Below are 14,470 nucleotides of genomic sequence, written 5' to 3' on the forward strand. Positions count from 1 at the left end.
CCAATCACCAGCCCGCCTCAAATCCCCTGTAGGAGCGGCTTCAGCCGCGACCGCCTCACCGACCAACCACCAGCCCGCCTCAACTCCCCTGTAGGAGCGGCTTCAGCCGCGACCGCCTCACCGACCAATCACCAGCCCGCCTCAACTCCCCTGTAGGAGCGGCTTCAGCCGCGACCGCCTGACCGACCAATCACCAGCCCGCCTCAACTCTCCTGTAGGAGCGGCTTCAGCCGCGACCGCCTCACCGACCAACCACCAGCTCGCCTCAGCTCCACTGTGGGAGGGACTTCAGTCCCGACAGCCTTACCGACCAAGCCTCAGACCGAACGCCTCCCCCATGGAAATCCCGTGACCGAACCACGCCTCACCGCCGCCAAGCTCCCCAACCTGCCGCCGGCCATCGCGCGCCCAACCTACGCCTTGGACCGCGTCCGCATCGGCATCGTCCACCTCGGCGCCGGCGCCTTCCACCGCGCCCACCAGGCGGTCTATCTCGACGACCTGCTCGCCGACGAACCGGACTGGGCGATCAGCGCCGTCTCCCTGTACAGCCCGCAGGTCCGCGACGCATTGCGCCCACAGGACGGCCTCTACACCCTAGCCCTGCTCGACGAACCCCCCGAGCTGCGCATCATCGGCGCCATCCGCGAAGTGCTCTGCGCGCAGGACGAACAGCCCGCCGTCCTCGCCCGCCTGGCCGACCCCGCGGTGCGCCTGGTCACCCTCACCGTCACCGAGAAAGGCTACTGCCTGGCCGGCGAACAGCTCGACTTCGCCCATCCGGACATCGTCCACGACCTCGCCGCCCCGCACGCCCCGCGCAGCGCCATCGGCTACCTCGTCGCCGGCCTGCGCGAACGTCTGCGCCTGGGCCTGGCGCCGTACACCGTGCTCAGCTGCGACAACCTGCCCGACAACGGCGGCAAGCTGCGCCGCGCCGTCCTGCAGTTCGCCCACACCATCGACCCCGCACTGGCCGCCTGGATCGAGACCGAAGCCGCGTTCCCGCGCTCGATGGTCGACAGCATCACCCCGGCCAGCGACGACGCCCTGCGCGACCGCGTCGCCGCGCAACTCGGTTGCCACGACGCCTGGCCGATCCAGCGCGAGCGCTACAGCCAATGGGTGATCGAAGACAATTTCTGTAACGGCCGCCCCGCCTTCGAGCGCGCCGGCGTCACCCTGAGCGACGACATCGCCGGCTTCGACCGCGCCAAGCTGCGCCTGCTCAACGGCCCGCACTCCGCGCTGGCCTACCTAGGCTCCCTGCTCGGCCTGGATACCGTCGCCGACGCCATGCGCCACCCGCAGCTGGCCGCCTTCGTCGAAACCCTGATGCGCGAAGACATCGCGCCGACGCTACAGCCGATGCCCGGCTTCGACCCGCAGCACTACACCGGCGCCATCCTCGCCCGCTTCCGCAACCCCGCCATCGCCCACCGCCTGGCGCAGATCGCCTGGGACGGCTCACAGAAACTCCCGGTGCGCCTGCTCGGCACCATCGCCGACGCCCTGGCCGCCGGCCGCCGTATCGACCGCCTGTGCCTGCCGATCGCAGCGTGGATGCAGTTCGTGCGGCGGCAGGCGCGCGACGGTGTGGCGTTGGTGGATCCAATGAGCGAGGTGCTGACCGAGATCGGACGTGGTGCGACTGGCGATGCGGGCCATGACATCGATGCGTTCCTTGCACTGGAAGCAGTATTTGCCCCGCTATCGGGAGATGTGCGTTTTGTCCGGGCCTTGCGAAGTGCCTATGCCGCGCTCGGCGATGGCAACGCTGCTGGAGTACAGCGCGCTCTCGAGCCGAAGTAGCTGCCGAAGCGCGCCGCTCGCCTCGTCTCCAATCAACGCCGACCGCGCTCACGGAGTCGGGTGGGTATTCCTCCAACGCCAGAAAGCGTGGAAGATCCGGGGACTAGCATCGCAATTCGTGAAGTGACCATGCCGCGCCAGTTGCTGGAAGGGTTGAGTTGGGCCGCGCGATGTCAGCCATTTGGCTGGTCGATGATGAAATTTCGCTTGGCCGCTGCTATGGGTTTGCCGGCGATGCTTGCGGGTTGCTGCCACTTGGTGGCATGCCATCCCGCGGCCTATATCGCTGGCGCCACAAAGGACGCCATTACCGATCAGCCCATCGCCGATGCCGCCGTAAGCCTCTATGGCTACGAAACGCGCTCGGCAGCATCTGGCTGCTTCCAACTTGGCGGTCCGGATGCATTGCCATTCGAGTTTGGCGTGTCGGCACCCGGTTACAAGCCTGTGGTGGTCAAGCCAACACCTGGCAGCTATGAAGCAAGCGTTAGACTTGCGCCTGTAGGAACTTCCGTCACAAGCACCGTGACGACAAGCAAACTCTCGCAGGAACAGTATGCTGAACTGGCGCGCAGTTGCCTTTGACATGTCGTCCAAGCGGTGCTGTTTCGCCGCAGCGGTAGCGAGCATGGGTGTTTCCAAGACGCCATGACATACGAATCGGGTTCGCCTTCGATGCCGGCAGCGGCATTTGCCTCTGGGCGAAGAACGATGCCGCCCGCGCGCGATACGGCTATCCAATCGAGCATCGGGAGTTGCCGCTGTCGGAGGACACTAAGCGCCACCTGACGCATTTGATCACATGGTTCGACATGTCGATCGACTGGGCATCGCCATCGGATTCCAGCAAGGCTTGGACAGACGAAGAACGCAAACGCTTCATGCGCGCCGCGCAGGAGGGGTATCGCCTGCTATGCCGGGAACTTCCGCCACCGCAGTTCGTCTTCGTCGATGAGGTGGTCGCCTGACTTGCCGAGCGGGCAGATATCCGACAGCGTGTTACACCGTCCGTCGGATTTCGCTGTGTCGAGCATCACGTACTTTGGAAGCGCATGGAACGTTCGAAAATCGATCCCGCCTGGCCCAACGCACTGCGCTGGTTCCTTGCGCAGGACCTGACCAGCTTCACCCCCTGGCACTTCATCACCGAAGCGTCGGAGCTGGCGTTCGCGTCGCGCGCATTCGCCCGCGAGGATGTCAGCGGTGGCGACGTCTTCACCTTCGCCAGGCGCCAGGACCGCGACGACTTCGCCGGGTTGCTGGTGGTCGATGGCCGCATCAGCGACACCGTCGTCTACTTTCATCCCGTGTTCGCCGACAGCCCCACGCCATCGCCTCGCACCTGGAACATCGTCGTCGCCAGCTATGAAGACGTGTTCGCGTTCGTGGCGGGGCAGGTGATCCCGGACATGAAGGAGTGGGCGCTTGCGGAGGATGCCACGGAGTTGTGAGCAAGACCCGGCTCTTCTCGGTGTTACCTTAGCTCTGGCCGCCAGCAGGCTTCCAACGCAGGAGACCCTAATGTTCAAGAACCTCATTCCGAAGATCTTCTACGACCGCCTGCAGGACGGACTCGACTTCTTCGTCGATGGCCTGGGCTTTGCCGTCCTCTACAAGGACGCGACGATGGCCGTCGTCGCCCGCGACGGCGCCAAGGCCTATCTGGTCGAGAACCCCGAGTGGGCGGCGAAGGACCGTCCGGAGCTCAGCATCGAGACCGATGATGTCGATGCGATCTTCGCGGAAATGTCCGCACGCGTGCCGCATCTACTACACCCGAATTGCAACACCGTCGCGCTCAGGCCATGGGGCTCGCGCGAGTTCGCGATGCTGGACAAGACCACGGTGTGCGTGAACTTTCGCGAGTGGCCGGCCGAGGGGTGAGGACACTCGGCGTGGCTGTCTCGGTTGCGCGCCAAGCAGTTCACCGCACCTTCGCGTGATAGAGCTCGGACAGGGTTTTCTTGTAGTCGGCGATCGGCGGCAGCCCCATCGCCTGGCGACGTGCATCCAGGCCGTCGAGGTCCTGGGTGGTGTCCAGGAACATCGTTCCGTCCGGATCTGTTCCGAACTGGGTTCCATAGAGTTGCGGCTTGCCTTGGTGTAACAGGACGCGATCCTTGAGCAGCGCGAAATCGGCAGGGTCGGTCTCCTTCTGTTCGAGCGCTGCCTGCATCTGCGCCAGAACCTGCTCCTGGAAGGTAGGGTCGAGCGTGGCGTGCTGGGCGATCAGGAAGGCGGCCTTGGAGCCGTCTTCGCCGACCATCGACTTGGTAGGCCATCCTTTCTCCGCCACCACCTTCTTCAACCACGCGGTGTTGTCTCGGTCTACCGGCACCGTCCGCTCCCACGCTTCGGCAGTGTTGCCGTCAGCAACGGCCTGCTGCCTTACGGCCTGATCCTTCTCCACGCGTGCCAGCAACTCCCGCCGCAGCGGCTGGTCGATACGCGCCTGGCGTGCGGCATCGAGCCGCTCGGCCTTGGCTAGCATCGTTTCCCAACCTGGAGTGGTGCGGAGTTTGTCGAGGCCTGGACGGTCCTTGTGCTTCAGATCCTCCACATCGATTCGCCCCTGGGGCAGCTGCGTGTCGAGGACAGCAAACGCGGCATCCGTTCTTCCGGCAGCGGACAAGCACTCGATGTAGAAGAGATCCGCGCCACTCGGCAGCCCTTCAGTTGTTTGGTCGATCGCGGCCAGGGTGTCGGCACACTTCCCGTAGTCTTTCGCGTCGTAGGCCTGGAAGGCCGCGGCAAGGTTTGGGGTGTCAGCGGCATGGGCCGTAGCGATGCCGGCGACAAGCAGCGAGGCAAAAAGCACATAGCCATGTTTCATGCGAATCCCATGCTTCCCATCGCCCATGCTTGCGGGCGCCATTGGGATGAGACCTTACATCAACCGTTCTTCCATGGCATAGGCCAAGCGGTGCGATGGTGAAGAAGGCGACCACAGGGATCGCAACAGCTGCATCAGAGGGAGTACGCGATTGAAAAAAATCTTTCCTCGTGCGCCCAATACGACGCGTCGCTACAGTGCCTCGGGCAATGTCGCGATCACCTTGATCTCGAACTGGAACCCGTACAGCCAGGTCACGCCGATGGCGGTTACGGTCGGGTAGGGGGCCTCGCCCCAGTACGAGGGCAGGACGGCCCAGACCGTGTCGAGCGTCGTCTCGGGGTCGACCAGGAAGAAGGTGACATCGACCACGTCATCGAATGTGCAACCTGCCGCGGCGAGGATGGCGTTGAGGTTGTCGAACGCCAGCCGCACCTGCGCTTCCAGGTCCGGCTCGGGCGAGCCGTCCTCGCGGCTGCCGACCTGTCCGGACACGAACAGCAGGCCGTTGGCCCGCACCGCCGGCGAATAGCGGTTGCGCTCGTACAGGGCCTGTCGCCCGGGCGGGAAAACAACGTCGCGTGTGGCCATCTGTCTTCTCTTCCTCGGCCCGCGCGGGCCAGTCATGACAAGGGCAAGACGGTACGCGCAGGATGCCGGTGGATAAACCGGCGCCTCGCTGCATCACTGTTTGTAGAATCCGAACAATCCCAACCACACTGGAGCACGGATGGATCGGTTCGAGGCGATGCTGGCCTTCGCGCGGGTGGTCGAAACCGGCAGCTTCACCAAGGCGGCGGAGACCTTGCGCGTCGGCAAGGCCAGCGTCACCCAAGCGGTGCAGCAGCTGGAAGCACGCCTGCGCGTGAAGTTGCTCAATCGCACCACGCGCAAGGTCGCCGCGACGGCCGATGGCGCGGCGTTCTACGAGCGCGTGATCCAGCTGCTGGCGGATCTGGACGATGCCGAAACCAGCTTGTCCGGCGCGGCCGCCGCGCCACGCGGCCGGCTGCGGGTGGATGTGCCCAGCCCGTTGGCGCGCCTGATCCTGGTGCCGGCGCTACCGGCGTTCCACGCGCGCTACCCGGAGATCCAGCTCGATCTGGGGGTCAGCGACCGCCACGTGGATCTGATCGGCGAGAACGTGGACTGCGTGGTGCGCGGCGGTGTCCCCAACGAGCAATCGCTGAGCGCCCGGCGCATCGGCGAGCTGCAGGCCGGCGTGTTCGCCGCCCCGGCCTATCTGGATCGCGCCGGCATGCCGGCGCATCCGCGCGAACTGGAAGACACGCACCATCGCATCGTCGGCTTCACCGGCTCCAGTCGCGGCAGGAAGGTCATGGCCTATGCCATGCAGCGCGACGGCGAGCGGCTGAACGTGCAAGGCCGCCATGTGCTGGCGGTGGACGACGGCAATGCCTATCTCGCCGCCGGATTGGCGGGCATGGGTGTGCTGTGGCTGCCGGACTACATGTCCGGGCCGCATGTGGCCAGTGGCGAGCTGGTGCCGGTGTTCGCCGACTGGCGGCTGGAGCCGATGCCGCTGTACGTCGCGTTTCCACCCAGCCGCCATGTAAGCGCCAAGTTGCGCGTGTTCATCGAATGGATCGCGGCGCTGATGGCGGTGCATGCGCCTGTGCGGCCTCCGTCGAAAGAGTGAGACGGCTCGCAGTCGAGCGGCGAAGGGAACGACAACGGGCCGGGTACTCGTATGGCCTACGTTGCCTGGTGCGACAGCGGGAGGAAAGCGTGCACTAAGGGGCGGGGCGAACGTCTGATCCGCAAACGACACAGCGGCCCTGCGCTCTAGAACATGTGTCACACAGCATCCAGGCGTTGTTGCGGTAGTGCCTCTGATCGCCAGTACCTTGCATGTTCCAAATTTGGTTGCATTCGGGACATTTCCCGAAAGACCGAACGATCATCGTGTTTTCGCAAACTTCGCTGCAGTAGAGTTCTGTCCTAAGATTTGGCATTGGCTGATCCTGTGAAGTCTAAGGATTCTACGATCAAGCCAAGTGCGACAACCCCCTCCATCGGATTCCAATTCCAGGAGGTGTCCGATGCATCGGGGAATCGCGATGAAACGTCACGCTGAAATGTTCGTCAGTCCATGGAGAGTTCATATGAAGAAGCCTCTTGCAATGCTGCTGATCGCGTGCCTCGCTTACAGTGCGCCAATGCTCGCCCAATCGCCTAAGTCTCCATTGCTCGGCAAATGGGTGCTCGATGTCGAAAGCGTGCAGGCTCCACTTGAGATGCGACCGAAAAGTGTGACGATGACGTACAGCGAGGCAGGCGACGGTAAGTGGCGGACGGATACCGACGTCGTTGGTCGCGAAGGAAATAAAATCCATGCCACCGCGACCTATCCGCTCAATGGAACCGCTGCGCCAAGCAAGGGATATCCGACGGTCGATACCACGGCGGTGGCGCTGCCGACGCCGAACGTCATGGTTGCAGCGTTCTACCTGAAGGGAATGCCGCGCACCACACGCACTTACACTGTGGCCGCGGACGGCAAGACGATGCTCGAAACCGTTGTCTGGCTGAACATCAACGGCAAGCCGGAGATAACGACGAACCATTTCAATCGTGTGGAATAGCCGATAACGGGAAATGGGGTCGGGGAATATCGCTTGAGCTGAATATTTCCTCTGGCCCCATTGTTGGATCCGCTCTATTTAGAAGCGGTAACGGGGTCAGGCTGACTTCTTAAGTGTACCTGACCCTATTATCTTGAGTGAATTGTTAGGAGGCAACTGCCAAGCCCCATGAGTACGCCGCCAGCCTTACTAGTGCTACGAATATGGCGACTACACCGATTGCAATGAGGGTGGCGCTAAGGTATCTACGCCATGCCGGAGGCTGCGGATTCCACAGGACGTTGACGATCTTAGCAAAGCCCTCGTCCGACTTGCATGAGGTATTGATTTGGCTAAACAAGAGTGGTGGATAGTAAATATATATTATTGATACTTGTTCGTAGGAAACAAGCTTTGGAAAAGCTATATCCGCGCTCCCATTTTGTAGGTGCTCTACCGTGAAAGGCACCGATGGAAATACCGAGAAGTCTTGCGGGAGTGTTGCATGCGACAGTCTCACATTTGTTGCTGCGGCCTTTCCGGAGTTGCGGACAACCACTGTGTGAGTATGAACGTTGAACATTTGACCATTTTGAGGTCGGACCGGTACGGCAGCAGAATGCGACATAAAAGACACGAGCTTTGGTCGCCTCTCTAGGTATCGATTCGCAATGAAGCCAATCCAGAACGCAACGATCGGAGCCGCGATTGTCGCTATTGGTTGCCAGTTCATGAGAATCCTTTTGGCCAGAAGCTACTATTCGGCTACAGTTTGGATTGTAATCAATAATAACGGGTCAGGTTTGCTTATTAAGTGAACCTGACCCTATTACTTGCAGTATCCGGCAGCGCGGGAAGAGTAGGGTTGCTAGGAGTTAGTTGTCCGCTCATGAAAATTCCCTTATAAGCTAATGCTTGAGTTAAGCCGCGCCGAAGGTGTCGTATGGAATTATTAATTAAGAGCGAAAATATATGCCGCGCTCAATGTCCGCTTGAGCAATGCCGAAAAGATTCTCGGTCAGGCGCTGCTTGTGCTGCATAAAGTAATCCATGTGCGTGATGAAGTCGACGCTATACGCGGGACTAATTTGGCACTCACCAAGAAATGCAACTACGGAGTAGCCATTCTCCGTCTGTGAGAGTTTCAGAGTGAAGTCCTGATCTCTATGGCGGAAAGTGCGAAGTTCAATCTCTTGCATGAGGATGCTCCATGATTGGCCAGAAGGTCTGAAATGGGTCTACCGGCGAAGCGGGAAAGGCTCGAATGAGACTTTCTCTAGGTGTAGCCAACACTAGACCCAATAGCAAGACATTAGAAGAGCTTCGGCGACGAATTCTTTGAGTTCCATCGCTCCCCGCGCGATTGTTCAAATACTAGAACAAAGGGATCAGAGGAAAAAATATGTGTTTGAAATAGACATTTACTCTGGCCCCGTTGTTCCGAATGAATTTTTAAATTGCACCTGCCTCATCTGAGATGACGCGAGAGGCACATGCCGCTGTGCTGATATCAATATTGCGAGCCAGTTCTGTTGGTTCATATGCGTAGCGCCAGCTAGTAAATACATCCTTGGTAGCAGCGAAAACCTCGGCGATTTCTACGGTCTGATTGCCACCGCTGCTCTTGTTCCTCGTTTTAGCAATCCGCGCGTACCGCTGCTCAAGGTTGCGCCTTACGTCAGTTGGCAGGGCATTGAAGAGCTTAACGTGATCATGCGTACGTAAAGCTTTCCCATGATGCTTGAGTAGCAAGGCCTTAAGTGCAACTTCTATGCTCAGCGATGTCAGTACTACTGCGCCAACAATCGGCCCGAGTGTAGCCAGATGAACCATGCCGGATTTGGTCTTCTTGGTGTTGCTGAAATCAAAATCATCCAAGAGCTTGTAAGCAGCCCACTCGTACGCTTTCGCAAGATTTGTTGCTGCTTCAGCTAGAGAGGACATGTCTGTGCGGTCTAACGCCTGAATTAAGTCGACTGGTGGAGACAGTTCAGTTCGGCTTGAATGAATTGTTAGACCCCACTGCCACCATACGTACTCTGGCATACCGGGCACATATGGCTAGCCAAATCTTTGAACGTTGTGGGTACTGGAGCCAAGCGGATTGTTTTACGCGAATTGTCGTAGCAGCCGGAGCAAAACGGACCTTCACCGTCTTGCTTGAAGTACGCGCCATTTTTGAACTCAAGGACAGGCGTAGATTGCTTGACGGCCAACTGCATTTTGAGGTCTGTGTTCTCGTCCAAGACACTGGCCAGCTCAGATTTAAGCTTTGCGAGCTCCAAACCGAGATCGGCAAGCGCATTGCTGAACTCTGCGTTCTCAATGTTCTTGTTTATCTCTCTGAGGCGCGAGACAAGTTGCATTGATGTTGCTACTGCCGCGAGTACGGTGGCTGCCATTGACTTTCCTTATGGGGTCTAACGCCTGAGTTAAGACGGCACGATTTGGGCTTGGCTTGAACGAATTGTTAGGCGGCATTGCCATGGAATCTGGAGACGACGTCCTTAACGAGCATAGGCTCATCGCTGTCCTCCCAGAATAGCTTGCCGCCATCTTGAACGAAGTAAGTAAGAAGTTGCTCCGCCAACGCAAAGGCCAAGCTCAGCGCCTGCCATGAATCCTGTCCTACAACCTGATGTGGCTTATCGCCAAATCCGACCATCTTAACCTGGCATCCCCACGATTCATCGTCGATCTTCTCTGGCGCCTCAAGTGAGAACAAGAACTTGATTCGCTTACCGTGAGGATCAACTCCATCAAAAATTCGCTCTGCTATAAGTGCTGTCATTGTGTGGTGCCGCCTAACTACTATTCGACGACAGTCTGGGTTGTAAACGAGGTGTCTATCCTCGCTTCCGCTAGGCCTAGCTGCAATAGCGGCCTTATCACACCAACAGATTTCCACGAAGTAGGTGTGTAAACCCCGTGCCTAATCATGGTGTCCTTCCCGTGAAAGCCGATTAGTGTGACGCTATCAGCATAATTCGACGGTCGCAAGGACTCTTGCGATTCGGATGGTAGACATCCGATTCGTTGTGGCCGGCCGTGTTCTTACTAGCAAGCTTTTTGAAAGGATGGAGGGACATCTATTGACAGGATTTAAGACTCAGCCGCATGATTAGTCCGTTGCGGCAAATCCCGCAGCCGAGTTTGACAGCTCGAACGACCGAGGCGCACAGCGCCCATCGTCGATGCCGGCGCTTTTTTTGTGCCTGCATGGCGATGGGAACGTGCCTGCTTTCTGGCGGGCGGTGCGCGGAGACCGCAAGGTCTGCCGGTCCTCGGTCCGGTCTGTCAACCGCGTACCGTCCGCCACCTCGGTTGACAGCGTGGAGGTGGACTCCAATCCAACCGAGGAGTCCGACATGCATCGTTTCAACAGAACCACCTTCATTCCCCCCAAGGCTGCATCCGCGTCGCGTACACCCAAGCGCAGCGCTCGATCAGCCGACACGCAGGCCGCTGAGCACCCCGCGACCGCCGATGCCTCCCCATTCGCCACACCTACCGCGTCGCGCCTACGCTTCCGCGTGCCCGAGCGCTGCACGATGAGTTACCAGCACTACGACGTGCGCCGCGCCGAGGATGTCGTCGGCTGTGCCGTGCCCAAGCTGCGCCTGTCCGGGCGCTGGCTGGAGCAGTACGGTTTTGCGGTGGGCGATGCGTTGCGGGTGACGGTGGGGCGCGGGGTGTTGTTGATCAGTCGCGTGCCGGCTGCGGTCGTGCCATCGGCGCAGGCTGCGGGGAAGAAGAAGGCGCGCGCAACGCGCGCCGCTTCGCCTCCGCTGCGAGCCAAGGTCTGATGTCATTGGTGTGCGCACGTCCGTGTGGCGTGCGCTGCCATAGCCACGCCAGCGTCGCGTGAGGTGGCGACTGGCGTGGTGTCGGTGGCCGGCTTTTGCTTCGATAGCGCTGGCCTCGATCCTTAGATTCACTCGGCGTTTCCAAGATCGAAACGTCGCCCTGCTACCGTGCGCGCCAGGCAAGTGCCTGGCCTCCAAAGGAGCGAGCGTGAACGACACCGATGCGTATGTCCTCGATTCGATCCGGAAGTGGGTCTGGTCCGGCTACTACTCTGAGTCCGAGATCCGCGAGGAGATGCTCGACGACATTCTGGAAGACGATTGCGACGAACCGATGCTGCGTGCCGCGGTCGGCAGCCAGTGGCAGGCCAAGCAGCAGGCTGAGCACGGTTGGCCTGTGCTAACCGATTGCGATCGTCTGGATGCGGTGTTCGAGCAGCTGCACGATGCGGGCATCTGCGCGCTGGCCAATGCCGGCTACACGATGTCCGATGGCCACACCGAGGTGACCGAGGCGGTGGCGGAGGCGCCGGAGGGCGAGTACCGCGGCTATTGTTTCTACCACGGGCAGGATGTGGAGTGCGCGGTGGACGGCGGCGGGTTGTTGATCGCGTTCGGGGATTTGCAGGGTGGGGCGGATGCGGATCTTGCGGTCGGGCGGCAGGTCGCTGCGGCGTTGGTGGATGCGGGGTTTGTGCTGGCGTGGGATGGGACGTCGAAGATGCGGATCGCGGTGCCTGGGTTTGTTTGGTTGCGGCGGTTTCGGGAGTAGTTGGGAGTTTTCTTGCAAGTGGTGGGGGCGGTGCAGATGGCGCGCCTCCGGCTGGCGCGCTGGGCGTTGTCGGTGTGGCGGGTCGCGGCTGAAGCCGCTCCTACAGGGAGCAGGGAGCGGGGAGCAGCGGTTAGCGATGTATTCCGAATGCCGGAGCGGCGTCGTGGCGTCTCCCCTGCACCGCACTCACGGCGTCCGAATGAAATCCACGAACGCGCGCAGCGGGGCGGGCAGATGGCGGCGCCCGGGGTAGTACAGGAACGGGCCGCTGAAACTCTGCCACCACGGTTCCAGCACCGGCTCGAGCGCGCCACTGTCCAGGTGCGGGCGCAGCCAGTCTTCGAACAGGTGGATCACGCCCAGGCCGCCGACCGCGGCGTCGATGGCCAGGTCTACGGCGGCGCCCAGGCGCACCAACAACGGGCCGGTCGGTTCGACCAGCACGACCTCGCCGTCGCGTTCGAATTCCCAGGCCGGTATGGCGCCGCTGGCGAACTGGCCGCGCAGGCAGGCGTGCGCGAGCAGGTCGCGGGGGTGTTGCGGGTGGCCGTGCACGGCGAGGTACTCGGGCGCCGCGGCGGTGGCGAAGCGCTGCACGCGCGGGCCGATCGGCACGGCGATCATGTCTTGCTCCAGCCGCTCGTCGTAGCGGATGCCGGCATCGCAGCCGGCCGCCAGCATGTCGACGAAGCTGTCTTCCACGATCACCTCCAGCCTGATCTCCGGATAGGCCTTCAGGAACGGGGTGACGATCGCCGGCAGCACCAGGCGCGCGGCGGCGCCCGGCACGTTGAGGCGCAGGGTGCCGCTGGGGCGGTCGCGGAAGCCGTTGACCACGTCCAGCGCCGCTTCCACTTCGCCGAGGGCGGGGATCAGGCGTTCGGCGAGGCGCGCGCCGGCCTCGGTGGGCAGCACGCTGCGGGTGGTGCGGTTGAACAGGCGCACGCCGAGGCGGGCTTCCAGGCGCCGCACGGCCTCGCTCAGGCTGGAGGCGGAGCTGCCGCTGAGCCGCGCGCCTTCGCGAAAGCCGCCGCCGCGCAGTACCGCCAGGAAGGCGAAAAGGTCTTGCAGGTCCGTGGTCATTGTTCGAGATCCCGCACAGCCCGTGCCGATTCGACCGGATTATCGCGCATCGGCGCGCGGCCTACAGTGCAGGCCTCACCCGGGCTTCGGCCCACCCCTTCTGGAGGCAGTCATGAGCAAGCTTTCGACAGCTGGCACCTTTTCCCTCGGCGACCGCCGCGTGACCCGCATCGGCTACGGCGCGATGCAGCTGGCCGGACCGGGCGTGTTCGGGCCGCCCAAGGACCGCGACGCCGCGCTGGCGGTGCTGCGCGAGGCGGTGGCCTCCGGCGTGGACCACATCGACACCAGCGACTTCTACGGGCCGCACATCACCAACCAGCTGATCCGCGAGGCGCTGCATCCGTACCCGCAGCAGCTGACCATCGTCACCAAGGTCGGCGCCGTGCGCGGCGACGACGCGTCGTGGCAGGTGGCGCAGAGCCCCGCCGAGCTGACCCAGGCGGTGCACGACAATCTGCGCAACCTCGGCGTGGATGTGTTGGACGTGGTCAACCTGCGGGTGATGCTGGATGTGTACAAGCCCAGCGAAGGCTCGATCGAGGCGCAGTTCAGCGCGCTCGCGGAGCTGCAGCAGCGCGGGCTGATCCGGCATCTGGGCATCAGCAACGCCACGGCCACGCAGGTGCAGGAAGCGCGGGGCATCGCCAAGGTGGTCTGCGTGCAGAACCACTACAACCTGGCGCACCGCGCCGACGATGTGCTGATCGATGCGCTAGGCCGCGACGGTATCGCCTATGTGCCGTTCTTCCCGCTCGGCGGCTTCAGCCCGCTGCAGTCCGACGCGCTGTCGTCGATCGCGCAGGAACTCGGCGCCACGCCGATGCAGGTGGCGCTGGCCTGGCTGCTGGCGCGCGCGCCGAACATCCTGCTGATCCCGGGCACCTCGTCGGTTGCGCATCTGCGGGAGAACCTGGCGGCGGCGGAGCTGTCGTTGTCGCCGGAGGTGCTGGCTGCGTTGGATCGCATCGGGCAAGGCGGCTGAAGCTGGCGTTTGACGGAGACTTTGGCCAAAGTCTCCGTCCGCCAGAAAGCGAAAAGCCCCGGTGATCGCACCGAGGCTATGACGCCGACCGGGAACTTCCTGTCCACTTAGATCTGGATCCTATGGCGTATGGCTGAAAAGTTCAACGCAAATCAGCAGGCCTTTCGCAACAACGCTATCTCTCACTCCTCCAAGCAGGTAGACGTTCGGTAAATTCAAGTCGGTTCGAATTCTTCCTGTAGGAGCGGCTTCAGCCGCGACGAACGAAGCGGCAGACATTACGGTGGCGGAAATCGTTGGATTGAAGAGCATCCACCGCGGACGCGGGCCGTGAAAGAAGCAGCTTGGCGCGCCGTGCAAATGCCTCGGGCGGACGTACCCTCATTCTGCGCTGCGCGCCACCTTCCCCTCGAAAAGGGGCCATGGTCCCGGTGGGAGAAGGGAATGTAGGTTCTGGGCAGCTCGAAGTGGCGCCCTTGATTTCCTCTTGAACGACGGCCAGACGTTCTTCGTTACATTGCTCAGATAGAAGAACGGCAACATCTTCGTCCGACAGGACGAAATGGGCACCAAGGCGAGCCATCGAATGCGTCC

17 protein-coding genes are annotated in these 14,470 nt (G+C 61.6%); 10 read left to right on the top strand and 7 right to left on the bottom strand.

What is annotated here, in order from left to right:
* Positions 1–348: 348 nt before the first annotated feature.
* From JR064_RS15300 to JR064_RS15320, 5 genes are all read left to right on the top strand, one after another.
* A complete protein-coding gene (locus tag JR064_RS15300) occupies positions 349–1,812 on the top strand; it encodes a mannitol dehydrogenase family protein (protein ID WP_206230301.1) in 1,464 nt (487 codons plus the stop codon).
* Between the two features lie 60 nt (positions 1,813–1,872).
* Positions 1,873–2,397 (top strand): carboxypeptidase-like regulatory domain-containing protein, encoded by a 525-nt coding sequence (locus JR064_RS15305; RefSeq protein WP_206230302.1) that lies wholly within the window; start codon positions 1,873–1,875, stop codon positions 2,395–2,397.
* A 47-nt stretch (positions 2,398–2,444) separates the two neighbouring features.
* Positions 2,445–2,780, top strand: a complete 336-nt coding sequence (locus JR064_RS15310; RefSeq protein ID WP_206230303.1) for a hypothetical protein — start codon at positions 2,445–2,447, stop codon at positions 2,778–2,780.
* Positions 2,781–2,864: 84 nt separating this feature from the next.
* On the top strand, positions 2,865–3,263 hold the full coding sequence (locus JR064_RS15315; protein WP_206230304.1) for a hypothetical protein: 399 nt from the start codon (positions 2,865–2,867) through the stop codon (positions 3,261–3,263).
* 70 nt (positions 3,264–3,333) lie between these two features.
* Positions 3,334–3,696, top strand: coding sequence for a VOC family protein (locus JR064_RS15320; RefSeq protein WP_206230305.1), 363 nt, complete (start codon positions 3,334–3,336; stop codon positions 3,694–3,696).
* A 40-nt stretch (positions 3,697–3,736) separates the two neighbouring features.
* On the opposite strand, the gene JR064_RS15325 is transcribed toward JR064_RS15320, so the two are convergent.
* Together JR064_RS15325 and JR064_RS15330 are read right to left on the bottom strand one after the other, a co-directional pair.
* A complete protein-coding gene (locus JR064_RS15325) occupies positions 3,737–4,645 on the bottom strand; it encodes a DUF6624 domain-containing protein (RefSeq protein WP_241093099.1) in 909 nt (302 codons plus the stop codon).
* A gap of 192 nt (positions 4,646–4,837) precedes the next feature.
* The gene (locus JR064_RS15330; RefSeq protein WP_206230306.1) at positions 4,838–5,236 is read right to left on the bottom strand and encodes a RidA family protein; all 399 of its coding nucleotides are present in this window, start codon (positions 5,234–5,236) and stop codon (positions 4,838–4,840) included.
* 139 nt (positions 5,237–5,375) lie between these two features.
* Between JR064_RS15330 and JR064_RS15335 the strand changes: the two genes are divergently transcribed.
* Together JR064_RS15335 and JR064_RS15340 are read left to right on the top strand one after the other, a co-directional pair.
* Positions 5,376–6,305, top strand: a complete 930-nt coding sequence (locus tag JR064_RS15335; RefSeq protein ID WP_206230307.1) for a LysR family transcriptional regulator — start codon at positions 5,376–5,378, stop codon at positions 6,303–6,305.
* A 466-nt stretch (positions 6,306–6,771) separates the two neighbouring features.
* Positions 6,772–7,251 (top strand): hypothetical protein, encoded by a 480-nt coding sequence (locus tag JR064_RS15340; protein WP_206230308.1) that lies wholly within the window; start codon positions 6,772–6,774, stop codon positions 7,249–7,251.
* 935 nt (positions 7,252–8,186) lie between these two features.
* Here JR064_RS15340 and JR064_RS15345 read toward each other — a convergent pair.
* The 4 genes from JR064_RS15345 to JR064_RS15360 all read right to left on the bottom strand — a co-directional run bounded on the left by JR064_RS15345 (position 8,187) and on the right by JR064_RS15360 (position 10,021).
* A complete protein-coding gene (locus JR064_RS15345; RefSeq protein WP_206230309.1) occupies positions 8,187–8,429 on the bottom strand; it encodes a hypothetical protein in 243 nt (80 codons plus the stop codon).
* 253 nt (positions 8,430–8,682) lie between these two features.
* Positions 8,683–9,174, bottom strand: coding sequence for a HEPN domain-containing protein (locus tag JR064_RS15350; RefSeq protein WP_206230310.1), 492 nt, complete (start codon positions 9,172–9,174; stop codon positions 8,683–8,685).
* Positions 9,175–9,242: 68 nt separating this feature from the next.
* Positions 9,243–9,632, bottom strand: coding sequence for a hypothetical protein (locus JR064_RS15355; RefSeq protein WP_206230311.1), 390 nt, complete (start codon positions 9,630–9,632; stop codon positions 9,243–9,245).
* A gap of 68 nt (positions 9,633–9,700) precedes the next feature.
* Positions 9,701–10,021, bottom strand: a complete 321-nt coding sequence (locus JR064_RS15360) for a DUF6968 family protein (RefSeq protein ID WP_206230312.1) — start codon at positions 10,019–10,021, stop codon at positions 9,701–9,703.
* Positions 10,022–10,598: 577 nt separating this feature from the next.
* Here JR064_RS15360 and JR064_RS23135 point away from each other — a divergent pair.
* Positions 10,599–11,036, top strand: coding sequence for a SymE family type I addiction module toxin (locus JR064_RS23135; protein WP_241093100.1), 438 nt, complete (start codon positions 10,599–10,601; stop codon positions 11,034–11,036).
* A 208-nt stretch (positions 11,037–11,244) separates the two neighbouring features.
* Entirely contained in the window at positions 11,245–11,808 is a 564-nt protein-coding gene (locus JR064_RS15370; RefSeq protein WP_206230313.1) for a DUF6891 domain-containing protein, read from the top strand.
* 186 nt (positions 11,809–11,994) lie between these two features.
* Here the strand turns inward: JR064_RS15370 and JR064_RS15375 are convergent, their stop codons facing one another.
* The gene (locus JR064_RS15375; RefSeq protein ID WP_206230314.1) at positions 11,995–12,891 is read right to left on the bottom strand and encodes a LysR family transcriptional regulator; all 897 of its coding nucleotides are present in this window, start codon (positions 12,889–12,891) and stop codon (positions 11,995–11,997) included.
* A 112-nt stretch (positions 12,892–13,003) separates the two neighbouring features.
* Between JR064_RS15375 and JR064_RS15380 the strand changes: the two genes are divergently transcribed.
* On the top strand, positions 13,004–13,876 hold the full coding sequence (locus tag JR064_RS15380; RefSeq protein ID WP_206230315.1) for an aldo/keto reductase family oxidoreductase: 873 nt from the start codon (positions 13,004–13,006) through the stop codon (positions 13,874–13,876).
* Positions 13,877–14,470 lie beyond the last annotated feature (594 nt).

Origin of the sequence: Xanthomonas bonasiae (assembly GCF_017163705.1) — a bacterium.
GTDB lineage: Bacteria > Pseudomonadota > Gammaproteobacteria > Xanthomonadales > Xanthomonadaceae > Xanthomonas_A > Xanthomonas_A bonasiae.